The sequence below is a fragment of the Pectobacterium quasiaquaticum genome, from assembly GCF_014946775.2.
Taxonomy (GTDB): domain Bacteria; phylum Pseudomonadota; class Gammaproteobacteria; order Enterobacterales; family Enterobacteriaceae; genus Pectobacterium; species Pectobacterium aquaticum.
This window is the reverse complement of record NZ_CP065177.1, coordinates 211,379-235,105: the sequence shown is the minus strand read 5'-3', so window position 1 is coordinate 235,105 and position 23,727 is coordinate 211,379. Positions and strand designations below refer to the sequence as shown.

The following is a 23,727-nucleotide window of genomic DNA, read 5'->3' as shown; positions in this document are numbered from 1 at the left end:
CCGTAGGGTGGAAGGCAGGACGCCTTCCATCAATTTTTAACGTCGTTTACGACGGCCTTTAGGTAGCGCACAGGAATGTGCGCAATAAAAAAACCCCAGCCATGATAGCTGGGGTTTTTGTTATTTACCGCATGATAGTGCAGCGTAAAGAGACTTACTCGTCGTCGCTGCTACCAAAGCCTGCGTTCAGCAGTTCGGCCAAGTTAGCAGAAGCTTCATCGGCACTCACCTGAGGTACGACAGGCGCTTCCCCCGCCTGACGGCGGCGCATACGATCCTGATGATACGCATAACCCGTACCTGCTGGGATCAGACGACCTACGATAACGTTCTCTTTCAGGCCACGCAGTTCATCACGCTTACCAGCAACAGCAGCTTCGGTCAGTACGCGAGTGGTTTCCTGGAACGATGCCGCAGAAATGAAGGACTCGGTCGCCAGAGATGCTTTGGTGATACCCAGCAGATCGCGGCTGAACGTTGCCGTAATCTTGCCATCCGCTTCCAACTTGCGGTTAGCAATCTTGATGCGAGAGAACTCTGCCTGTTCGCCTTCTAGGAACTCAGTGCCACCTGCACTAACGATGGTGCCTTTACGCAACATCTGACGAACGATAACTTCGATATGTTTATCGTTAATCTTAACGCCTTGCAGACGGTAAACTTCCTGAACTTCGTTGGTGATATAACGCGTTACTGCATGTACACCACGCAGACGCAGAATATCGTGCGGAGACTCTGGGCCGTCGGAAACCACGTCACCACGCTCCACAACTTCACCTTCGAACACGTTAAGCTGACGCCATTTCGGAATCATCTCTTCGTAAGCATCGCTGCCATCCAACGGAGAAATTACCAGACGGCGCTTACCTTTGGTTTCTTTACCGAAGGAAATGATACCGCTGATCTCTGCCAGAATAGCCGGCTCTTTCGGACGACGGGCTTCGAACAGATCGGCTACGCGTGGCAGACCACCGGTAATATCCTTGGTACCACTGGATTCCTGAGGGAGACGCGCCAATGTATCACCGGCACCAATCTGAACCCCATCTTCCAGTTGAACAATTGTTTTACCCGGCAGGAAGTATTGAGCTGGCATATCAGTACCAGGAATCAGTACATCTTCACCTTTGCCATCAACGATTTTCAGTGCTGGACGTAGGTCTTTACCACTACCAGTACGCTCTGCGCTATCCAGAACCACGATAGAGGACAAACCAGTCAATTCGTCGGTCTGGCGAGTAATGGTCTGACCGTCAATCATATCAGCAAAGCGGATGAAACCGCTTACCTCGGTCACCACTGGCATGGTATGCGGGTCCCAGTTTGCGACGGTTTCGCCACCGCTAACTTCTGAGCCGTCACCCTTCGCCATCACTGCACCGTAAGGCACTTTATAGCTTTCTTTGGTACGTCCGAATTCGTCGATCAGTTTCAGTTCGGTATTACGTGAAGTAATAACCAGTTTACCATTGCTGTTCATAACGAACTTCGCGTTGTTCAGTTTCAGGCTACCTTTGTTTTTCACCTGAATGCTGGACTCAGCTGCCGCACGCGATGCCGCACCACCGATGTGGAACGTACGCATGGTTAACTGTGTACCTGGCTCACCGATGGACTGTGCCGCGATAACCCCGATAGCCTCACCTTTGTTGATGATATGACCACGAGCCAGATCGCGACCGTAGCAATTGGCGCACACGCCAAAGTCGGTTTCGCAACTTACCACTGAACGTACTTTAACGGCGTCAACGGAGTTCTCTTCCAACATGTCACACCACTGCTCATTCAGTAGCGTGTTACGTGGAACCAGAATGTCCGCGGTACCCGGTTTGATCACGTCTTCAGCCGTTACACGGCCCAGTACGCGCTCACGCAGTGGCTCTTTAACATCGCCACCCTCGATAACCGGCGTCATCATGATACCTTCATGGGTACCACAATCGTCCTCGGTCACCACCAGATCCTGTGCAACGTCAACCAGACGACGCGTCAGATAACCGGAGTTCGCCGTTTTCAGTGCGGTATCCGCCAGACCTTTACGCGCACCGTGCGTCGAGATGAAGTACTGGAGTACGTTCAGACCTTCACGGAAGTTTGCGGTAATTGGCGTCTCGATGATCGAACCATCTGGTTTCGCCATCAGACCACGCATACCCGCCAACTGACGAATCTGTGCTGCAGAACCACGCGCACCGGAGTCGGCCATCATAAAGATGCTGTTGAAAGAAACCTGCTGCTCAACCACGCCATCACGGTTAACCACATCCTCAACGGACAGGTTTTCCATCATCGCTTTCGCAACACGTTCGTTCGCCGCTGCCCAGATATCGATCACTTTGTTATAGCGTTCGCCCGCGGTAACCAGACCAGACTGGAACTGCTCCTGAATCTCGGCAACTTCGGTTTCGGCTTCTTCGATAATCTCGGCTTTTTTCTCTGGGATAACCATGTCATCGATACCTACGGAAGCACCAGAGCGCGCCGCGTAAGCAAAACCGGTGTACATAGTCTGGTCAGCGAAGATAACTGTCGGCTTCAGACCCAAAATGCGATAACAGGTGTTCAGCATTTTGGAGATCGCTTTCTTGCCCAGAGGCTGGTTAACGATCGAGTACGGCAGACCTTTCGGTACGATCATCCACAGGATGGCACGACCGATAGTTGTATCGATAATCGATGTCTGATGCGTAACCTCACCTTCGATGCTCTTGATCTCTTCCGTGATACGCACTTTAACGCGCGCATGCAGAGAGGCCAGACCAGCGCGATAAACGCGTTCAGCTTCTTTCGGACCCGTTAGCACCATGCCTTCGCCTTTGGCGTTAACACAGTCACGCGTCATGTAATACAGACCTAATACCACGTCCTGAGAAGGAACGATGATTGGCTCACCATTCGCAGGGGACAGGATGTTGTTGGTCGACATCATCAACGCACGCGCTTCCAACTGGGCTTCCAGCGTCAACGGTACGTGTACAGCCATTTGGTCACCGTCGAAGTCGGCGTTATATGCCGCACAAACCAGTGGGTGCAACTGGATCGCTTTACCTTCGATCAATACAGGTTCAAACGCCTGAATACCCAAACGGTGCAGTGTTGGTGCACGGTTCAGCAGTACCGGGTGTTCGCGGATGACTTCGTCCAGGATATCCCATACAACGGCTTCTTCACGCTCAACCATTTTCTTGGCGGCTTTAATGGTGGTAGCAAGACCACGCAGTTCCAGCTTGCCGTAGATGAACGGTTTGAACAGCTCCAGTGCCATTTTCTTCGGCAGACCACACTGGTGCAGACGCAGGTATGGACCAACGGTTATTACAGAACGACCGGAGTAGTCAACACGCTTACCGAGCAGGTTCTGACGGAAACGACCCTGTTTACCTTTGATCATATCAGCCAAAGATTTCAGAGGACGTTTGTTAGAACCAGTGATCGCACGACCGCGACGGCCGTTATCCAGCAGGGCATCAACCGCTTCCTGCAACATACGTTTTTCGTTACGTACGATGATGTCTGGCGCAGCCAGATCCAGCAGGCGTTTCAAACGGTTGTTACGGTTGATCACGCGACGATACAGATCGTTCAGGTCGGAAGTCGCGAAACGACCGCCGTCCAGCGGAACCAACGGACGCAAATCTGGTGGCAGTACAGGCAGAACGGTCAGGATCATCCACTCTGGCTTGTTACCAGACTGTACGAATGCTTCCAGAAGCTTAATGCGCTTCGTCAGCTTCTTACGTTTGGTTTCAGAGTTGGTTTCGGTCAGCTCTTCACGCAGCTGCTCGCATTCCTGCTCCAGATCCATGTTCTTCAGCAGAGCTTGGATCGCTTCGGCACCCATTTTGGCGTCGAATTCATCACCAAACTCTTCCAGCGCATCCAGATACTGCTCTTCAGTCAGGATCTGACGGCGCTCAAGGTTGGTCATACCGCCTTCAACCACGACATAAGATTCAAAATAAAGCACGCGCTCAATATCACGCAGCGGCATATCTAACAGCAAACCGATACGGGAAGGCAGTGACTTCAGGAACCAGATGTGCGCAGTCGGAGAAGCCAGCTCGATGTGACCCATACGCTCACGACGTACTTTAGTTTGGGTCACTTCAACACCGCACTTCTCACAAATAACACCGCGGTGTTTCAGGCGCTTATACTTACCGCACAAGCACTCATAATCTTTTACTGGCCCAAAGATACGGGCACAGAAAAGGCCGTCACGTTCAGGTTTGAACGTACGGTAGTTGATGGTTTCTGGCTTTTTAACTTCACCAAAAGACCACGAACGGATCATGTCTGGCGAAGCCAGAGCAATTTTGATCGCATCAAACTCTTCGGTCTTAGTTTGCGCTTTCAGAAACTTTAATAAGTCTTTCACGGATTGGCTCCTGTCGGAGTTAGACCTGATAGACACCTGAACCATGCTGTTAAAAACACAGTTCAGGTGTCCCTATGACGAATGCCAGCAATACAACAGGCTGGAATTACTTTTCTTCCAGCTCGATGTTGATACCCAGCGAGCGGATTTCTTTCAACAATACGTTGAAGGATTCCGGCATGCCTGGCTCCATCTGATGATTGCCATCCACGATGTTTTTATACATCTTGGTACGGCCATTCACGTCATCAGACTTAACGGTCAACATTTCTTGCAGGGTATAAGCTGCACCATAAGCTTCCAGCGCCCACACTTCCATCTCACCGAAGCGTTGACCACCGAACTGCGCCTTACCACCCAGCGGCTGCTGAGTAACCAGGCTGTAAGAACCGGTGGAACGAGCATGCATCTTATCGTCAACCAAGTGGTTCAGTTTCAGCATGTACATGTAGCCCACGGTAACCTGACGCTCAAATTGCTCACCGGTACGTCCATCGTACAGGGTAATCTGACCGGAGGTAGGGATACCGCCCATCTGCAACAGTTCCTTGATTTCTTTCTCTTTTGCACCGTCGAATACCGGCGTTGCAATTGGCATACCTTTCTTCAGGTTTTCAGCCAGACGCATAACTTCTTCGTCTGAGAAAGTGCTCAGGTCAACTTTTTGACGCACATCGTCGCCCAGATCGTAGGCTTTCTGGATGAACTCACGCAGTTTAGTCACTTCTTCGTGCTGCTTAAGCATGGCGTTGATTTTCTCGCCGATACCTTTTGCAGCCATACCCAAGTGGGTTTCCAGAATCTGACCGATGTTCATACGTGAAGGTACGCCCAGCGGGTTCAGTACGATATCGACCGGCGTACCGTTCTCATCGTAAGGCATATCTTCGATCGGGTTGATCTTGGAGATAACACCTTTGTTCCCGTGACGACCTGCCATCTTGTCACCCGGTTGGATCTGACGTTTAACGGCCAGATAAACCTTAACGATTTTCAGCACACCAGGTGCCAGATCGTCGCCTTGGGTAATTTTACGGCGCTTAGCTTCGAGTTTTTTCTCAAACTCGTGCTTCAGCTCATCATACTGTTCTGCCAGTTGTTCCAACTGATTCTGTTTATCTTCATCAGTCAGACCCAGTTCCAACCAGCGCTCGCGCGGCAGTTTGTCCAGTTTGTCAGCTTCTACGCCGCCGGCAACCAGCACTGCGTGGATACGTCCAAACAGACCCGCTTCCAGAATCTGCAACTCTTCAGTCAGGTCTTTCTTCGCCTGCCTCAGTTGCATTTCTTCGATTTCCAACGCACGTTTGTCTTTTTCCACACCATCGCGGGTAAAGACCTGTACGTCGATAATCGTACCGGAAACACCGTTTGGTACACGCAGAGAAGAGTCTTTAACGTCAGACGCTTTCTCACCGAAGATCGCACGCAGCAGTTTCTCTTCTGGCGTCAACTGGGTTTCACCTTTCGGCGTTACCTTACCAACCAGAATGTCACCACCGGTTACTTCCGCACCGATATAAACGATGCCAGACTCATCCAATTTAGAAAGTGCTGCTTCACCCACGTTCGGGATGTCCGCAGTAATTTCTTCAGGCCCTAACTTGGTGTCACGAGACACACAGGCCAATTCCTGAATGTGGATGGTCGTAAAGCGATCTTCCTGAACCACACGCTCGGAAACGAGGATGGAGTCTTCGAAGTTGTAACCATTCCATGGCATGAATGCCACGCGCATGTTCTGACCCAACGCCAGTTCACCCAGATCGGTGGACGGGCCATCTGCCAGAACGTCACCACGTTCTACCGGCTCGCCCAAAGACACACACGGCATCTGGCTGATGCAAGTGTTCTGGTTAGAACGGGTATATTTGGTCAGGTTATAGATGTCGATCCCAGCTTCGCCCGGATACATTTCATCGTCATTAACGCGGATTACAATACGCGATGCATCCACGTACTGTACTGTACCACCACGTTTGGCTACGGCAGTTACACCGGAGTCAACCGCAACAGCGCGTTCCATACCGGTACCAACCAGCGGCTTATCAGCGCGCAGAGTCGGAACGGCCTGACGTTGCATGTTCGCACCCATCAGGGCGCGGTTGGCGTCATCGTGTTCCAGGAACGGAATCAGGGACGCACCGACGGAAACCACCTGCTGTGTGGAAACGTCCATGTATTCAACCTGATCGCGGCTGAACAAACTGGACTCACCTTTGTTACGGCAGGTAACCAGTTCGTCGATGAAGCGGCCTTCTTCGTCCAAATTGGTGTTCGCCTGTGCGATAACGAAGTTACCTTCTTCAATCGCAGACAGGTAATGGATCTCATCCGTTACCACATTTTCACGCACGCGACGATACGGGGTTTCAAGGAAACCGTATTCGTTAGTTTGCGCATAAACGGACAGGGAGTTGATCAGACCGATGTTCGGACCTTCCGGCGTTTCGATAGGACAAACGCGACCGTAGTGAGTCGGGTGTACGTCACGAACTTCAAAGCCAGCACGTTCACGCGTCAGACCGCCTGGACCCAATGCGGAGATACGACGTTTGTGCGTAATCTCCGATAGCGGGTTGTTCTGATCCATAAACTGTGACAGTTGACTTGAACCGAAGAACTCTTTCACGGCAGCCGAAATCGGCTTGGCGTTGATCATGTCCTGTGGCATCAGCGTATCGAGGTCGCCCAGAGACAGACGCTCTTTTACAGCACGCTCTACACGCACCAAACCAACGCGGAATTGGTTTTCTGCCATTTCGCCGACGGAACGGATACGACGGTTGCCAAGGTGGTCGATATCATCCACTTCGCCTTTACCATTACGGATATCAATGAGCTTCTTCATCACTTCGATGATGTCATCTTTGCTCAGGATACCGGAACCTTCGATCTCGTCACGCAGCAGAGAACGGTTGAACTTCATACGACCAACCGCAGACAGATCGTAGCGGTCTTCAGAGAAGAACAGGTTCTCGAACAGCGTTTCTGCGGCTTCGCGCGTTGGTGGCTCACCAGGACGCATCATGCGATAGATTTCAACCAACGCACTTAAACGATCGTTTGACGGATCGACGCGCACGGTTTCAGACATGTATGCACCATGATCAAGATCGTTGGTGAACAGTGTCTCAATACGTTTGTGGCCAGACTGGCTCAGTTTAGCCAGCAGATCCAGCGACAGCTCCATGTTGGCTGCGCCGATCAGTTCACCGGTGCTCTCGTCGACATAATCTTTGGACAGTATTTTGCCAGCGATATACTCAACAGGCACTTCAATGCGCTCAATACCGTCTTTCTCTAACTGACGGATATGGCGCGCAGTGATGCGGCGACCTTTCTCGATATAAATTTTACCGTTCGCTTCAATATCAAACGATGCGGTTTCACCACGCAGGCGCTCAGGAATCAGATCCATCTGCAATTTATTGCCATTGATTTCATAGACAATTTTATCGAAGAAAAGATCGAGAATCTGTTCGGTGGAATAACCCAGCGCGCGCAAGATAATGGTCGCAGGCAATTTGCGACGGCGGTCGATACGGACAAACAGGTTATCCTTCGGATCAAACTCGAAATCCAGCCAGGAACCACGGTAAGGAATAATACGTGCGTTATACAGCACCTTACCTGAAGAGTGGGTTTTACCTTTGTCGCTATCGAAGAACACACCTGGGCTACGGTGCAACTGAGACACGATTACGCGCTCAGTACCGTTGATCACGAAGGTACCGTTATCGGTCATGAGCGGAATTTCGCCCATGTAAACTTCTTGTTCTTTGATGTCTTTAACGGTGCCTTCAGGCGCTTCGCGCTCGTAGATCACCAAGCGCAGTTTTACGCGTAGTGGCGCAGAGAACGTCACACCACGGATCTGACATTCTTTGACGTCAAATACAGGCTCGCCCAAGCGATAGCTAACGTATTGCAGCTCTGAATTGCCGCTATAGCTTTTTATAGGGAAGACAGAACGGAATGCAGCTTCCAAACCGTACTGACCTTCTGGGTCTTGCTCGATAAACTTCTGGAACGAGTCAAGTTGGATAGAAAGGAGATAAGGTATGTCCAAAACCTGTGGACGTTTACCAAAATCCTTACGGATGCGTTTTTTCTCGGTATAGGAGTAAACCATAGGGTTCCTCAGCTAGCTGACAAGTCGAACCACTCTGTCTGCCCTAACAAGGACAGTTCATGCAACACTATTTATGTTGGTCGGAAAATAGAGAACTTTCCGTAATACGTCTTTCTATTACTCTTAAACCATTTCGTTGCTCTTGCTTAGGCATGGAGCCCATGCAGGAAAGCAGTATATTAAGTCGTCAATAGAAAAAAATATTGGGGGAAATCAATGGCTAAACAGTGTGAAATCCCATTGATGCCCTACAGCGCAAAAAGGCTGGTGACTAAAAAGTCACCAGCCATCAGCCTAATAAATCAGGCTGCAACCTGAAAGGTTGGCTTATTTAACTTCAACTTCTGCGCCAGCTTCTTCCAATGATTTTTTCAGTGCTTCAGCGTCATCTTTGCTCACGCCTTCTTTCATCACGGCTGGTGCAGACTCAACCAGATCTTTGGCTTCTTTCAGACCCAGACCAGTTGCGCCGCGAACAGCTTTGATTACAGCAACTTTGTTAGCACCGATGGCTTTCAGCACAACGTCGAACTCAGTTTTTTCTTCAGCAACTTCAGCTGGGCCAGCAGCAACAGCGACAGCAGCAGCAGCAGAAACACCGAATTTTTCTTCCATAGCAGAAACCAGCTCAACAACATCCATTACAGACATAGCTGCTACTGCTTCCAGAATTTGATCTTTAGTGATAGACATAACAATTGTTCCTAAGAATCAGAAATAGTTTATACGTTAGCAAGTACGTTAGAAAAGAAAGTGCTATTACGCAGCTTCTTTTGCATCGCGAACAGCAGCCAGAGTGCGGACCAGTTTGCCGGCAGCGGCTTCTTTCATGGTCGACATCAGACGTGCCAGTGCTTCTTCGTAAGTCGGCAGCGTTGCCAGACGGTCAATTTGAGCCGCCGGGATCAGCTCGCCTTCAAAGGCTGCAGCTTTGACCTCAAATTTTGCATTCGCTTTAGCGAACTCTTTGAACAGACGAGCAGCAGCGCCCGGGTGTTCCATAGAGTATGCAATCAGGGTCGGACCAACAAACGTGTCTTTCAGGCATTCAAATTGAGTGCCTTCAACGACGCGGCGCAGCAGGGTGTTACGAACAACACGCATGTAAACGCCAGCTTCACGCGCTGCTTTACGCAGTTCGGTCATTTTATCAACGGTAACGCCACGAGAATCCGCAACAACCGCAGACAGCGCACCTTTGGCTACTTCGCTGACTTCAGCAACAATCGCTTGTTTGTCTTGAAGATTTAATGCCATTAGCTTTTGCTCCTGGATTTAGCCGGAGAAACTCTCCGGAACTCACTTCACTTATCGCCAAAATTAGAGATAAGCGTTGAAACACGGTGAGCAGAATCCAGTAAAAAATTATTCTTTATAAATATAAAGAAAAACGTTATTTAGGCTCTGTCACCGTCTACGCAGGAGAATTAAGTTTCTTACGAAACACCTGCGGTCTTGGACGGAGGCCTGGATAGGCCAGGCTCCAACCGAAAAATTCTTGCATTATCCCACTTAAGGAACAACGGGCGTAAAATTATAGGTAAATTTCACACCCGAGTAAAGCGGAACAAAAGCTATTAGTTAGCAGCAGCGTTCAGACCGCTCTGGTCGATGGCAACGCCAGCGCCCATAGTAGTAGACAAGCTAACTTTCTTGATGAACACGCCTTTCGCCTGAGATGGTTTTGCTTTTTTCAGCGCAACCAGCAAAGATTCCAAGTTTTCCTTCAATTTGTTAGAATCGAAATCAACCTTACCGATAGTGGTATGAATGATGCCGTTCTTGTCGTTACGGTAACGAACCTGACCCGCTTTAGCATTATTAACTGCTTCAGCAACGTTAGGAGTCACAGTACCCACTTTCGGGTTTGGCATCAGGCCGCGTGGACCCAGAACCTGGCCCAATTGGCCAACAACGCGCATTGCATCTGGAGATGCAATAACAACGTCAAAGCCCATTTCGCCTTTCTTGATCAGGTCAGCCAGATCTTCCATGCCCACAAACTCAGCACCAGCAGCTTTAGCAGCTTCAGCGTTTGCGCCTTGGGTGAAGACTGCTACGCGAACAGAACGACCGGTGCCATGAGGCAGAACGGTTGCACCGCGAACGTTTTGGTCAGATTTACGTGCATCGATGCCGAGGTTAACAGCGACGTCTACACTTTCTACGAATTTAGCAGTGGCCAGCTCTTTGAGCAGAGCAACAGCTTCGTTGATGTCATACTGTTTAGTTACATCAACTTTGTCACGGATCACGCGCATGCGCTTGGTCAGCTTAGCCATTTATTAATCCTCCACTACCAGGCCCATGGAACGAGCAGTACCTGCGATAGAGCGCGCCATGGCGTCTACATCAGAACCAGTCATGTCCGCAGCTTTAGTTTCTGCGATTTCACGAACCTGAGCGCTCGTTACTTTACCTACTTTGTCTTTGTTCGGCTTGCCAGAACCAGACTTGATACCAGCCGCTTTCTTCAGCAGAACAGCTGCTGGAGGCGTTTTGGTAACGAAGGTGAAAGAACGGTCAGAATAAACGGTAATAACAACCGGAGTCGGCAGACCCTTCTCAAGGCTTTCAGTTTTAGCATTGAACGCCTTACAGAATTCCATGATGTTAACACCTTGCTGACCCAGAGCAGGACCTACCGGTGGGCTCGGGTTAGCCATACCAGCCGCAACTTGCAGCTTGACGTAGGCTTGTACTTTCTTGGCCATTTAACTTTCCTCGATTGGGTAATAGCGCCTAGTGAAAGGCTCCCCGTGGTTTGTATTACGCTTCAGTCGCCATTGAGGCCACTGAAAAACAAAAGGCGCGAAATTATAGGTTAATTTCGCGCCATAGGCAAGTCGCTATTTTCAGCAAATCTTATCAGGTAATTAGCCTTTTTCGACCTGAGCAAAGTCTAGTTCAACAGGTGTCGCACGACCAAATATAGAAACAGACACCTTCAGGCGGCTCTTCTCATAGTCTACTTCTTCAACAACGCCGTTAAAGTCGGCAAATGGACCATCGTTAACGCGAACCATTTCACCCGGTTCAAACAACGTTTTCGGACGAGGCTTGTCACCAACCTGCTGGAGACGATTCATAATCGCATCCACTTCTTTGTCACTGATTGGGGCAGGACGGTCAGATGTGCCACCAATGAACCCCATAACACGAGGTACGCTGCGTACAAGATGCCAACTAGCATCTTCCATCACCATCTGTACTAAAACATAACCAGGGAAAAACTTGCGTTCGCTCTTGCGACGCTGGCCACCACGGATCTCAACGACTTCTTCAGTAGGAACCATGACTTCGCCAAAAAGCTCTTCCATATTATGGAGTTTTATATGCTCACGCAGGGATTGTGCTACGCGACCTTCAAAACCAGAAAACGCCTGAACGACGTACCAACGTTTTTTTGGAGCTTCAGACATCTTAGAACCTCAGGCCAGTGATAAACGATACCAGACGGACCAGAATACCATCCAGCCCCCACAAAATCAGTGACATCACGGCAGTCACCGCGGCAACGATTAACGTGGTGTGTAACGTTTCCTGACGAGTCGGCCAAATTACTTTGCGTACTTCAGTACGCGCTTCGCGAGCAAACGTTACGGTTGCTTTGCCTTTTGTGGTCAGCAGAGCCACACCACCAGCTGCGGCGATCAGGATAACAACAGCCAATGCACGCAGAGGAAGACTAAGTTCGCGGTAATAATAATTGCCAACAATCGCAACGACCAGCAAGGCACCTACTACCAGCCACTTAATCACTTCCAGGCCACGCCCACTATCCTGAGCTTCGGTATTCGCACTCATAAACCAACCTGTCACAATGATTCAGACAAATAACTTTGCCCCGTAACCACGGAGCAACCAAACCGAAAGATGTTCTGTAAAACGAATAATTCGGTATTTACGCCGTATCTACAGAGCCTATCTCACCAATGATTATATCTCACAATCGCTGATGAGATAGGTTCTACCATGACAGCGTAGAAAAAGGGCATCAAATGATGCCCTTTTATCGCGTGTCGCGTCAAACGTTATCAGCGATTAAGCGATAACTTTAGCAACAACGCCCGCGCCTACTGTACGGCCGCCTTCACGGATTGCGAAACGCAAACCGTCATCCATCGCGATTGGGTGGATCAGGGTAACAACCATTTTGATGTTGTCGCCCGGCATTACCATCTCTACGCCTTCTGGCAGTTCGATGGTGCCCGTCACGTCAGTTGTACGGAAGTAGAACTGAGGACGGTAGCCTTTGAAGAACGGAGTATGACGGCCGCCTTCATCTTTGCTCAGGATATACACTTCGGATTCGAACTGAGTGTGCGGCTTGATTGAACCCGGCTTAGCCAGTACCTGACCACGCTCGATTTCTTCACGCTTGATACCACGCAGCAGAACACCAACGTTCTCGCCTGCACGACCTTCGTCCAGCAGTTTGCGGAACATTTCTACGCCAGTACAGGTAGATTTCGCCGTATCTTTGATACCAACGATTTCAACTTCTTCACCCACTTTAACGATACCGCGCTCTACACGACCGGTAACAACAGTACCACGACCGGAGATGGAGAATACGTCTTCGATTGGCAGCAGGAACGGCTTGTCAATCGCACGCTCTGGTTCTGGGATATAAGAATCCAGGTAGCCTGCCAGTTCGATGATTTTTGCTTCCCACTCAGCGTCGCCTTCCAGCGCTTTCAGAGCTGAACCACGAACCACTGGGGTATCGTCGCCTGGGAAGTCGTACTGAGACAGCAGCTCACGCACTTCCATCTCAACCAGTTCCAGCAGCTCTTCGTCATCAACCATGTCACATTTGTTCAGGAACACGATGATGAAAGGAACGCCAACCTGACGACCCAGCAGGATGTGCTCACGGGTCTGAGGCATTGGGCCGTCAGTCGCAGCAACAACCAGGATCGCGCCGTCCATCTGGGCAGCACCGGTGATCATGTTTTTCACATAGTCGGCGTGTCCTGGGCAGTCAACGTGCGCGTAGTGGCGAGATGGGGTATCGTATTCAACGTGAGAGGTGTTGATGGTGATACCACGTGCTTTTTCTTCTGGCGCGTTATCGATCTGGTCGAATGCACGCGCGTTACCACCGTAGGTTTTAGCCAGAACGGTAGTGATTGCAGCGGTCAGCGTTGTTTTACCATGGTCAACGTGGCCGATAGTACCGACGTTAACGTGCGGTTTTGTACGTTCAAATTTTTCTTTAGACATCGATTGTCCCTCTAAGACACGGATAAATCGGTGGTATCACCACATCAACCAAGCATTAGCTTGCTGAATTTATTCACAGAAAGAAAATCAGGAGGAGGAAAAGGAAGTGGTGCTGATAGGCAGATTCGAACTGCCGACCTCACCCTTACCAAGGGTGCGCTCTACCAACTGAGCTATATCAGCACATCTTGGAGCGGGCAGTGGGAATCGAACCCACATCATCAGCTTGGAAGGCTGAGGTAATAGCCATTATACGATGCCCGCATCCTGGAACTCGGCTACCTAATTTTTCTGTAGATTTTGAAATTGGGGAATAAGATTTTATATACCCCGCCTTCGTCGATCCGGCTTACTCTTACTACCGTATCGAGTATCCTGTTGCCAGGATTGAATTTGGTGGTGGGGGAAGGATTCGAACCTTCGAAGTCTGTGACGGCAGATTTACAGTCTGCTCCCTTTGGCCGCTCGGGAACCCCACCTGATTATGTACTTGATGGTGCCGGCTACCGGAATCGAACTGGTGACCTACTGATTACAAGTCAGTTGCTCTACCTACTGAGCTAAGCCGGCTTCAAGTGCTGCGCATTCTAGGTAGACAGAACGCTCGATGCAACAAAAAAATTGCGCAAAATGCGCTATCGCTTAGATTTTATCCAAATCCGGCTATAAATCTAGAGTAACAGTAAGAATTAGCGCAAAGAACCACCAACTCTATCCAGTAAAGTGGAGGTTTCGCCATCAAATTTCCGCCTATGCCTCTTGCACCTAAAATACGGTTTTGCTCTTTAGAAGAGCACGCACTGCACTGGCTGATGCTATTTTGCTCGCTTTTCTAAGGAAAAGCACTTGGAATACATTTTGCTCGGTTAGAAATAAATTTCTGTCGAAGAGGAAAAATACGATGAAAACCGTTCAACTCAATGCCGCAACCTTACCTGCCTATCGTGAGGAACTGGCTAGCCTACTCATAGATGCTGTAGAAAAAGGTGCTTCTGTTGGGTACCACTCGCCACTGTCCCACAAAGAAGCCACAGAATATTTTCATAGTTTGCAAACATTCGTCGCCAGCGGTGAACGCATGTTATGGGTAGCGCGCGATGAGGATGGTGTCGTCGGAAGCGTACAGCTTGAGTTGTGTCAAAAGCAAAATGGGAAAAACAGAGCTGAAATTCAAAAATTATTGGTTCATAGTCGCACAAGAAGAGCAGGAATAGGCCGACTGCTCATTCAACTATTGGAACAGAGCGCGCTTTCACAACAGAGGGGATTACTCTACTTAGATACTCAAGCAGGTTCCCCCGCAGAAGCGTTCTACCGTGCATTGGGCTATCGCCATCTGGGAGAATTACCAGACTATGCTTGCACACCCGATGGCTATTATCACCCAACGGCCATTTATTATAAGCGCCTCTTTGCCGTGAATGGTTTAGGTAAAGTCATCGCTAGTTAGCAAACACCCGATGCGTCAACATGGCAGCATCGGGTACAGCACCGATTTTCTCTTCTTATTTCTAGCAGCAAAGTGTTAACCTGCCCATTATCAAAAATTTATTACATAAGAGAAGGTGCCGCGATCATCGCGTTGACTAAACTAATAGCCCGTTTTCTTCGCTGGGCTGAGAGTCCCTTTTCTTACCTGTGAAGCAGGCAGAACACGACTTATGAGCAATAGAGAGCAATCTTTGTCCACGCCATATCTACAATTTAACCGCAGCCAATGGGCCGCCTTGCGCGATTCCGTCCCGTTAACGCTGACAGAGGAAGAAATCGTTAAGCTTAAAGGGATTAACGAAGACCTTTCATTAGACGAAGTCGCGGAAATTTATCTACCGCTATCTCGCCTGCTCAATTTCTATATCAGCTCTAATTTACGACGTCAGGCGGTGCTTGAGCAGTTCTTAGGAACTGATGGACAAAAGATACCTTACATAATCGGCATTGCAGGCAGTGTCGCTGTAGGGAAAAGTACCACAGCTCGTGTGCTTCAAGCGTTATTAAGCCGTTGGCCGGAACACCGCAGTGTAGAACTCATTACAACCGATGGATTTCTTCATCCAAATAAGGTGCTAAAAGAACGCGACTTGATGAAGAAAAAAGGCTTTCCGCAATCATACGATATGCATAGCCTAGTGAAGTTTGTTTCTGATATAAAATCAGGGACACACAAAGTCACAGCCCCAACTTATTCTCACCTGACATATGATATTGTCCCTAATAACAATAAAGTGCTGGAGCAACCTGATATTTTAATATTAGAAGGCTTGAATGTTTTACAAAGCGGAATGGATTATCCACATGATCCACATAGAGTTTTTGTTTCTGATTTCGTAGATTTCTCTATTTATGTGGATGCGCCTGAAACACTGTTACAGACATGGTATATAAATAGATTTTTGAAGTTTAGGCAGGGTGCATTCTCAAATCCAAACTCATATTTTCATAATTATGCAAAATTGACGGAAGAAGAATCTATCGGTATTGCATCTCAATTATGGAAGGAAATTAACGGACTTAATCTAAAAGAAAATATCCTCCCTACCCGGGAGAGAGCTAGTCTTATTATGACTAAAAGCGCCAACCATGCCGTTGAATGTGTTAGATTAAGAAAATAAATATATAAAAGGGGGATATCCCCCCCCTTTTTATACACCGCGCAGAGAAATTTCCCCACCAATATACGGTGCTATCAAACCATCGTTTTCTAATAACAATGCACCCTGGTGATCGATTCCTCGTTCTATCCCATGTATTTCGCGATTACCGATAATCAAACGGATCGGACGATTAAAATAGTTATCCAATTTTTCCCATCTGGGAATAAATGGTTCAAGACCTTGTAGTTCAAAGACGGCCAAAGCGCTTCTTAATTCAGAAATAAGAGCCGAAGCGAGAGTATTACGATCAATCTCTATACCAGCCTCTTGTAAATTTATCCAACCTTGATTAATCGTATCTGGGGCAGGTGCCCTCATTTGTAAATTAATGCCTGCACCAATTACCAAATTAGCAGCATCCCCAGTTTTCCCAGTCAGTTCAACAAGAATACCAGCCAATTTTCTATCCTTCAGATATAAATCATTAGGCCATTTGACTCGAACACCATCAGCACCAAGCTTATGTAGCACTTCGGCCATTACGATACCGATAACCAGACTCACCCCAACAGCCGCAGCCGGTCCCTGCTCTAAACGCCAATATAAGGATAAATACAAATTCGCACCAAAGGGTGAAAACCATTGCCGCCCCCGACGACCACGCCCAGATTGCTGATACTCAGCAATACATGCATCACCGGATGACAGCGAATCCAATCGTTCTAAAATGTACTGATTCGTAGAATCAACGACAGGTAAAACCGTCACGCCACTTTCCGGTAGGCGCTTAAGAATAACTTCTTCATCTAGTAACTGCATAGGCGTTGGCAAAGAATAGCCCTTACCCGTTACAGTAAAAACATCAATTCCCCAATCACGTATAGTTTGAATATGTTTATTAATCGCAGCTCGGCTCATCCCCATCATTTCGCCCAGTAGCTCACCGGAATAAAATTCACCATCAGATAGGATTTTAATTAATTTAAGAGGAACCGTAATATCTTTCATGATAATACCTCGATGGCATTGACCTCTCCATGCGCAGCAATAAAGCGAACTTCAGGTTCCAGTTGTATGGAGAATTTTTCAGAAACCTGGTTGCGGACGTAACGAGCTAATTCAACAATATCTGAGCTTTTTGCATTATTTTTATTAATCAGAACTAATGCCTGTTTCTCATGAACAGCGGCACCACCAAGCTGGAATCCTTTAAGTTTGCATTGATCAATTAACCATCCAGCGGCCAATTTAACGTTACCATCAGCTTGTAAATACTGAGGAGCATTCGGATAGTCTTGTAAAATACGTTCGGCCTGCTGTTGTGTAATTATTGGGTTTTTGAAGAAGCTACCAGCATTACCTGTCACTACAGGGTCTGGAAGTTTACTTCGACGCATATGACAAACAAAATCAAATACCTGCTGTGACGTCACGGTTTCAGGATTCAGTTTTGCCAAATCACCGTAGTTGAGTACTGGATTCCACTCTTTCTTTAAAAAAAACCCTACAGCAGTAATCGCAAACCCAGAGCGATATTTATGCTTGAATATGCTTTCACGGTAACCGAATTGACATTCCTCAGAGCTAAGACGCATGACCTTACCTTCAGTCAGATCCAGCAATTCCACATAATCACAGACATTTTGTAATTCAATACCATACGCACCAATATTTTGTATCGGTGCAGAGCCCACACATCCAGGAATTAACGCAAGATTTTCTAACCCAGTAATACCGTATTTAAGCGTATATTCAACTAATTGATGCCAATTCTCACCTGCACCAACATGAAGATACCAGCCATCGCTCTCTTCTCGAACATCTATACCTTTGAGCCGATTTAGCAGAATAGTACCTAAAAAATCTTCCAGAAAAAGGACATTACTTCCTTCTCCTAGCAATAAAACGGGCTCTTGTAATGCGCAGGAGACGCGCCATTCTTCGATCAATTTCTCTTGAGTATCCGCTACCGTAATGCGAGACGCAGACACAGATAATGAGAAAGAGTTATGAGACTTCAATGAAATAATTCTCGACACCATGCTGGAAATACCTACTAATTCAGATATCACATAGTCTACCTGATCTACGCAAGATACCGACTGTCTTTTACCACAGGTAAGGTATAAACAACATATACACAAAAAAATTCCCATAGCAAAAAGCCCCTGTCTTTCGACAGGGGCTTTCACTTATTTGATGCCTGGCAGTTCCCTACTCTCACATGGGGAAGCCCCACACTACCATCGGCGCTACGGCGTTTCACTTCTGAGTTCGGCATGGGGTCAGGTGGGACCACCGCGCTATCGCCGCCAGGCAAATTCTGTTTCATTCCAGCCGTTACTTTACATGACTTTCTCTTTGTCATCTCCGTAACCACCAGAACCAATCTCTGAACAAGCTGAATATCGTTCTCTATGAGTCTTTAAAACACCTTCGGTGTTGTAAGGTTAAGCCTCTCGGGTCATTAGTACTGGTTAGCTCAACGTATCGCTACGCTTACACACCCAGCCTATCTACGTCGTCGTCTTCAACGGCCCTTCAGGGGCATCTAGTGCCCAGGGAAGACTCATCTCGAGGCAAGTTTCCCGCTTAGATGCTTTCAGCGGTTATCTCTTCCGCACTTAGCTACCGGGCAATGCAATTGGCATCACAACCCGAACACCAGTGGTGCGTTCACTCCGGTCCTCTCGTACTAGGAGCAACCCCTCTCAATCTTCCAACGCCCACGGCAGATAGGGACCGAACTGTCTCACGACGTTCTAAACCCAGCTCGCGTACCACTTTAAATGGCGAACAGCCATACCCTTGGGACCTACTTCAGCCCCAGGATGTGATGAGCCGACATCGAGGTGCCAAACACCGCCGTCGATATGAACTCTTGGGCGGTATCAGCCTGTTATCCCCGGAGTACCTTTTATCCGTTGAGCGATGGCCCTTCCATTCAGAACCACCGGATCACTAAGACCTGCTTTCGCACCTGCTCGAGCTGTCACTCTCGCAGTCAAGCTAGCTTATGCCTTTGCACTAACCTCCTGATGTCCGACCAGGATTAGCTAACCTTCGTGCTCCTCCGTTACGCTTTGGGAGGAGACCGCCCCAGTCAAACTACCCACCAGACACTGTCCGCAACCCGGATTACGGGCCCACGTTAGAACATCAAACATTAAAGGGTGGTATTTCAAGGTCGGCTCCACGCAGACTGGCGTCCACGCTTCAAAGCCTCCCACCTATCCTACACATCAAGGCTCAAGGTTCAGTGTCAAGCTATAGTAAAGGTTCACGGGGTCTTTCCGTCTTGCCGCGGGTACACTGCATCTTCACAGCGAGTTCAATTTCACTGAGTCTCGGGTGGAGACAGCCTGGCCATCATTACGCCATTCGTGCAGGTCGGAACTTACCCGACAAGGAATTTCGCTACCTTAGGACCGTTATAGTTACGGCCGCCGTTTACCGGGGCTTCGATCAAGAGCTTCGCCTTGCGGCTGACCCCATCAATTAACCTTCCGGCACCGGGCAGGCGTCACACCGTATACGTCCACTTTCGTGTTTGCACAGTGCTGTGTTTTTATTAAACAGTTGCAGCCAGCTGGTATCTTCGACTGATTTCAGCTCCGTGAGCACGTCACTTCACTTACCATCAGCGTGCCTTCTCCCGAAGTTACGGCACCATTTTGCCTAGTTCCTTCACCCGAGTTCTCTCAAGCGCCTGAGTATTCTCTACCTGACCACCTGTGTCGGTTTGGGGTACGATTTGATGTTACCTGGAGCTTAGAGGCTTTTCCTGGAAGCGTAGCATCGGTTACTTCATCACCGTAGTGACTCGTCATCACGCCTCAGTGTTAATGACGACCCGGATTTACCAAGGTCATCCACCTTCACGCTTAAACCGGGACAACCGTCGCCCGGATAACCTAGCTTTCTCCGTCCCCCCTTCGCAGTAACACCGAGTACAGGAATATTAACCTGTTTCCCATCGACTACGCTTTTCAGCCTCGCCTTAGGGGTCGACTCACCCTGCCCCGATTAACGTTGGACAGGAACCCTTGGTCTTCCGGCGTGCGGGTTTTTCACCCGCATTATCGTTACTTATGTCAGCATTCGCACTTCTGATACCTCCAGCAGCCCTCACAGGCCACCTTCGACGGCTTACAGAACGCTCCCCTACCCAACAACACCTAAGTGTCGCTGCCGCAGCTTCGGTGCATGGTTTAGCCCCGTTACATCTTCCGCGCAGGCCGACTCGACCAGTGAGCTATTACGCTTTCTTTAAATGATGGCTGCTTCTAAGCCAACATCCTGGCTGTCTATGCCTTCCCACATCGTTTCCCACTTAACCATGACTTTGGGACCTTAGCTGGCGGTCTGGGTTGTTTCCCTCTTCACGACGAACGTTAGCACCCGCCGTGTGTCTCCCGTGATAACATTCTTCGGTATTCGGAGTTTGCATCGGGTTGGTAAGTCGGGATGACCCCCTAGCCGAAACAGTGCTCTACCCCCGAAGATGAGTTCACGAGGCGCTACCTAAATAGCTTTCGGGGAGAACCAGCTATCTCCCGGTTTGATTGGCCTTTCACCCCCAGCCACAAGTCATCCGCTAATTTTTCAACATTAGTCGGTTCGGTCCTCCAGTTAGTGTTACCCAACCTTCAACCTGCCCATGGCTAGATCACCGGGTTTCGGGTCTATACCCTGCAACTTAACGCCCAGTTAAGACTCGGTTTCCCTGCGGCTCCCCTATTCGGTTAACCTTGCTACAGAATATAAGTCGCTGACCCATTATACAAAAGGTACGCAGTCACCTAACGAGTAGGCTCCCACTGCTTGTACGTACACGGTTTCAGGTTCTATTTCACTCCCCTCGCCGGGGTTCTTTTCGCCTTTCCCTCACGGTACTGGTTCACTATCGGTCAGTCAGGAGTATTTAGCCTTGGAGGATGGTCCCCCCATATTCAGACAGGATGTCACGTGTCCCGCCCTACTCATCGAACTCACACCTTGTGCATTTTTGTGTACGGGACTATCACCCTTTACTGTGCGACTTTCCAGACGCTTCCACTAACACACAAACTGATTCAGGTTCTGGGCTCCTCCCCGTTCGCTCGCCGCTACTGGGGGAATCTCGGTTGATTTCTTTTCCTCGGGGTACTGAGATGTTTCAGTTCCCCCGGTTCGCCTCATTATGCTATGTATTCACATAATGATAGTGTGTCGAAACACACTGGGTTTCCCCATTCGGGTATCGTCGGGTATAACGCTTCATATCAGCTTACCGACGCTTATCGCAGATTAGCACGCCCTTCATCGCCTCTGACTGCCTAGGCATCCACCGTGTACGCTTAGTCGCTTAACCTCACAACCCGAAGATGTCTTTGATAAATCAAAGTCACTGTCGCGCTGCGATTATTTGAGAGACTCATTGACAGACTGACTCACCACGACACACCCGAAGGCTGTCATGCATGTTCAGCTGTCATGTTTCAATTTTCAGCTTGTTCCAGATTGTTAAAGAGCAATATCGTAAACATGACTCCGAAGAATCATCTTTAAGATATTCATGATAATGTCTTTCACTCATTATCGGATTGGCGTCCCCAAGGGGATTCGAACCCCTGTTACAGCCGTGAAAGGGCAGTGTCCTAGGCCTCTAGACGATGGGGACACGAAAAATCCGCACCAGGTCATAAACCTGGTACGCTCGCGTCAGCATGAGTTTACACTCATCGCATCAACAGGTGCGCTTGCTCAGTATTTTCATCAGACAATCTGTGTGAGCACTTCACTTAACGCACATCTTCTTGGTAAGGAGGTGATCCAACCGCAGGTTCCCCTACGGTTACCTTGTTACGACTTCACCCCAGTCATGAATCACAAAGTGGTAAGCGCCCTCCCGAAGGTTAAGCTACCTACTTCTTTTGCAACCCACTCCCATGGTGTGACGGGCGGTGTGTACAAGGCCCGGGAACGTATTCACCGTAGCATTCTGATCTACGATTACTAGCGATTCCGACTTCATGGAGTCGAGTTGCAGACTCCAATCCGGACTACGACGTACTTTATGAGGTCCGCTTGCTCTCGCGAGGTCGCTTCTCTTTGTATACGCCATTGTAGCACGTGTGTAGCCCTACTCGTAAGGGCCATGATGACTTGACGTCATCCCCACCTTCCTCCGGTTTATCACCGGCAGTCTCCTTTGAGTTCCCGACCGAATCGCTGGCAACAAAGGATAAGGGTTGCGCTCGTTGCGGGACTTAACCCAACATTTCACAACACGAGCTGACGACAGCCATGCAGCACCTGTCTCAGAGTTCCCGAAGGCACCAAAGCATCTCTGCTAAGTTCTCTGGATGTCAAGAGTAGGTAAGGTTCTTCGCGTTGCATCGAATTAAACCACATGCTCCACCGCTTGTGCGGGCCCCCGTCAATTCATTTGAGTTTTAACCTTGCGGCCGTACTCCCCAGGCGGTCGATTTAACGCGTTAGCTCCGGAAGCCACGCCTCAAGGGCACAACCTCCAAATCGACATCGTTTACAGCGTGGACTACCAGGGTATCTAATCCTGTTTGCTCCCCACGCTTTCGCACCTGAGCGTCAGTCTTTGTCCAGGGGGCCGCCTTCGCCACCGGTATTCCTCCAGATCTCTACGCATTTCACCGCTACACCTGGAATTCTACCCCCCTCTACAAGACTCTAGCCTGTCAGTTTTGAATGCAGTTCCCAGGTTAAGCCCGGGGATTTCACATCCAACTTAACAGACCGCCTGCGTGCGCTTTACGCCCAGTCATTCCGATTAACGCTTGCACCCTCCGTATTACCGCGGCTGCTGGCACGGAGTTAGCCGGTGCTTCTTCTGCGGGTAACGTCAATCGATAAGGTTATTAACCTCATCGCCTTCCTCCCCGCTGAAAGTGCTTTACAACCCGAAGGCCTTCTTCACACACGCGGCATGGCTGCATCAGGCTTGCGCCCATTGTGCAATATTCCCCACTGCTGCCTCCCGTAGGAGTCTGGACCGTGTCTCAGTTCCAGTGTGGCTGGTCATCCTCTCAGACCAGCTAGGGATCGTCGCCTAGGTGAGCCATTACCTCACCTACTAGCTAATCCCATCTGGGCACATCCGATGGCGAGAGGCCCTAAGGTCCCCCTCTTTGGTCCGAAGACGTTATGCGGTATTAGCTACCGTTTCCAGTAGTTATCCCCCTCCATCAGGCAGTTTCCCAGACATTACTCACCCGTCCGCCGCTCGTCACCCAGAGAGCAAGCTCTCCTGTGCTACCGCTCGACTTGCATGTGTTAGGCCTGCCGCCAGCGTTCAATCTGAGCCATGATCAAACTCTTCAATTTAAGATTTGTTTGATTTGCTGAACTCGTCAGCGATGCTCAAAGAATTA

At 49.1% G+C, this 23,727-nt stretch carries 13 protein-coding genes, 5 tRNA genes and 3 rRNA genes; 2 read left to right on the top strand and 19 right to left on the bottom strand.

Annotated features, from left to right (window positions below):
* Positions 1-154: 154 nt before the first annotated feature.
* The 13 genes from rpoC to IG609_RS01000 all read right to left on the bottom strand — a co-directional run bounded on the left by rpoC (position 155) and on the right by IG609_RS01000 (position 14,312).
* Complete coding sequence (gene rpoC / locus IG609_RS01060) at positions 155-4,378, bottom strand: DNA-directed RNA polymerase subunit beta' (protein ID WP_102116824.1); 4,224 nt, start codon at positions 4,376-4,378, stop codon at positions 155-157.
* A gap of 106 nt (positions 4,379-4,484) precedes the next feature.
* A complete protein-coding gene (rpoB, locus tag IG609_RS01055; RefSeq protein ID WP_193399398.1) occupies positions 4,485-8,513 on the bottom strand; it encodes a DNA-directed RNA polymerase subunit beta in 4,029 nt (1,342 codons plus the stop codon).
* A 327-nt stretch (positions 8,514-8,840) separates the two neighbouring features.
* The gene (gene rplL, locus IG609_RS01050; RefSeq protein WP_005970331.1) at positions 8,841-9,206 is read right to left on the bottom strand and encodes a 50S ribosomal protein L7/L12; all 366 of its coding nucleotides are present in this window, start codon (positions 9,204-9,206) and stop codon (positions 8,841-8,843) included.
* Between the two features lie 66 nt (positions 9,207-9,272).
* Positions 9,273-9,770 (bottom strand): 50S ribosomal protein L10, encoded by a 498-nt coding sequence (gene rplJ, locus IG609_RS01045; protein ID WP_193399397.1) that lies wholly within the window; start codon positions 9,768-9,770, stop codon positions 9,273-9,275.
* A gap of 320 nt (positions 9,771-10,090) precedes the next feature.
* The gene (rplA, locus tag IG609_RS01040) at positions 10,091-10,795 is read right to left on the bottom strand and encodes a 50S ribosomal protein L1 (RefSeq protein ID WP_095701240.1); all 705 of its coding nucleotides are present in this window, start codon (positions 10,793-10,795) and stop codon (positions 10,091-10,093) included.
* A gap of 3 nt (positions 10,796-10,798) precedes the next feature.
* Positions 10,799-11,227, bottom strand: a complete 429-nt coding sequence (gene rplK, locus IG609_RS01035) for a 50S ribosomal protein L11 (protein ID WP_005970337.1) — start codon at positions 11,225-11,227, stop codon at positions 10,799-10,801.
* A gap of 162 nt (positions 11,228-11,389) precedes the next feature.
* Positions 11,390-11,935: a transcription termination/antitermination protein NusG gene (gene nusG, locus IG609_RS01030; RefSeq protein ID WP_005970339.1), complete on the bottom strand. Its 546-nt coding sequence runs from the start codon at positions 11,933-11,935 to the stop codon at positions 11,390-11,392.
* A 1-nt stretch (position 11,936) separates the two neighbouring features.
* Complete coding sequence (gene secE, locus IG609_RS01025; protein ID WP_102116827.1) at positions 11,937-12,320, bottom strand: preprotein translocase subunit SecE; 384 nt, start codon at positions 12,318-12,320, stop codon at positions 11,937-11,939.
* Between the two features lie 237 nt (positions 12,321-12,557).
* On the bottom strand, positions 12,558-13,742 hold the full coding sequence (gene tuf / locus IG609_RS01020) for an elongation factor Tu (protein ID WP_102116828.1): 1,185 nt from the start codon (positions 13,740-13,742) through the stop codon (positions 12,558-12,560).
* A 107-nt stretch (positions 13,743-13,849) separates the two neighbouring features.
* Positions 13,850-13,925: transfer RNA gene (locus IG609_RS01015), tRNA-Thr, on the bottom strand.
* Between the two features lie 6 nt (positions 13,926-13,931).
* Positions 13,932-14,006 (bottom strand) — tRNA-Gly (locus tag IG609_RS01010).
* 130 nt (positions 14,007-14,136) lie between these two features.
* A tRNA-Tyr gene (locus IG609_RS01005) sits at positions 14,137-14,221 on the bottom strand.
* 15 nt (positions 14,222-14,236) lie between these two features.
* Positions 14,237-14,312 (bottom strand) — tRNA-Thr (locus IG609_RS01000).
* A gap of 331 nt (positions 14,313-14,643) precedes the next feature.
* Between IG609_RS01000 and IG609_RS00995 the strand changes: the two genes are divergently transcribed.
* Entirely contained in the window at positions 14,644-15,192 is a 549-nt protein-coding gene (locus IG609_RS00995; protein WP_193399547.1) for a GNAT family N-acetyltransferase, read from the top strand.
* 211 nt (positions 15,193-15,403) lie between these two features.
* The gene (coaA, locus tag IG609_RS00990; RefSeq protein ID WP_193399546.1) at positions 15,404-16,354 is read left to right on the top strand and encodes a type I pantothenate kinase; all 951 of its coding nucleotides are present in this window, start codon (positions 15,404-15,406) and stop codon (positions 16,352-16,354) included.
* 30 nt (positions 16,355-16,384) lie between these two features.
* On the opposite strand, the gene birA is transcribed toward coaA, so the two are convergent.
* The 6 genes from birA to IG609_RS00960 form a co-directional block, all read right to left on the bottom strand.
* A complete protein-coding gene (gene birA / locus IG609_RS00985) occupies positions 16,385-17,344 on the bottom strand; it encodes a bifunctional biotin--[acetyl-CoA-carboxylase] ligase/biotin operon repressor BirA (protein WP_116156672.1) in 960 nt (319 codons plus the stop codon).
* Positions 17,341-18,378, bottom strand: coding sequence for a UDP-N-acetylmuramate dehydrogenase (murB, locus tag IG609_RS00980; protein ID WP_193399548.1), 1,038 nt, complete (start codon positions 18,376-18,378; stop codon positions 17,341-17,343). The genes birA and murB overlap by 4 nt, the downstream gene beginning before the upstream one ends.
* A 159-nt stretch (positions 18,379-18,537) precedes the next feature.
* A 5S ribosomal RNA gene (rrf, locus tag IG609_RS00975) occupies positions 18,538-18,653 on the bottom strand.
* Between the two features lie 129 nt (positions 18,654-18,782).
* Positions 18,783-21,689 (bottom strand): 23S ribosomal RNA (locus tag IG609_RS00970).
* A gap of 233 nt (positions 21,690-21,922) precedes the next feature.
* Positions 21,923-21,998, bottom strand: a tRNA-Glu gene (locus tag IG609_RS00965).
* A 140-nt stretch (positions 21,999-22,138) separates the two neighbouring features.
* Positions 22,139-23,680 (bottom strand): 16S ribosomal RNA (locus IG609_RS00960).
* Together the 16S, 23S and 5S rRNA genes with 1 tRNA gene alongside form the textbook arrangement of a ribosomal RNA operon.
* Positions 23,681-23,727 lie beyond the last annotated feature (47 nt).

What these genes read in the sequence shown, in the direction of transcription:
- rpoB (WP_193399398.1), bottom strand. Translation starts at nt 8,513, where the DNA reads ATGGTTTACTCCTATACCGAGAAAAAACGCATCCGTAAGGATTTTGGT.
- rplA (WP_095701240.1), bottom strand. Translation starts at nt 10,795, where the DNA reads ATGGCTAAGCTGACCAAGCGCATGCGCGTGATCCGTGACAAAGTTGAT.
- secE (WP_102116827.1), bottom strand. Translation starts at nt 12,320, where the DNA reads ATGAGTGCGAATACCGAAGCTCAGGATAGTGGGCGTGGCCTGGAAGTG.
- murB (WP_193399548.1), bottom strand. Translation starts at nt 18,378, where the DNA reads ATGGTGTCGAGAATTATTTCATTGAAGTCTCATAACTCTTTCTCATTA.
- IG609_RS00995 (WP_193399547.1), top strand. Translation starts at nt 14,644, where the DNA reads ATGAAAACCGTTCAACTCAATGCCGCAACCTTACCTGCCTATCGTGAG.
- rplL (WP_005970331.1), bottom strand. Translation starts at nt 9,206, where the DNA reads ATGTCTATCACTAAAGATCAAATTCTGGAAGCAGTAGCAGCTATGTCT.
- coaA (WP_193399546.1), top strand. Translation starts at nt 15,404, where the DNA reads ATGAGCAATAGAGAGCAATCTTTGTCCACGCCATATCTACAATTTAAC.
- rplJ (WP_193399397.1), bottom strand. Translation starts at nt 9,770, where the DNA reads ATGGCATTAAATCTTCAAGACAAACAAGCGATTGTTGCTGAAGTCAGC.
- nusG (WP_005970339.1), bottom strand. Translation starts at nt 11,935, where the DNA reads ATGTCTGAAGCTCCAAAAAAACGTTGGTACGTCGTTCAGGCGTTTTCT.
- tuf (WP_102116828.1), bottom strand. Translation starts at nt 13,742, where the DNA reads ATGTCTAAAGAAAAATTTGAACGTACAAAACCGCACGTTAACGTCGGT.
- rplK (WP_005970337.1), bottom strand. Translation starts at nt 11,227, where the DNA reads ATGGCCAAGAAAGTACAAGCCTACGTCAAGCTGCAAGTTGCGGCTGGT.
- birA (WP_116156672.1), bottom strand. Translation starts at nt 17,344, where the DNA reads ATGAAAGATATTACGGTTCCTCTTAAATTAATTAAAATCCTATCTGAT.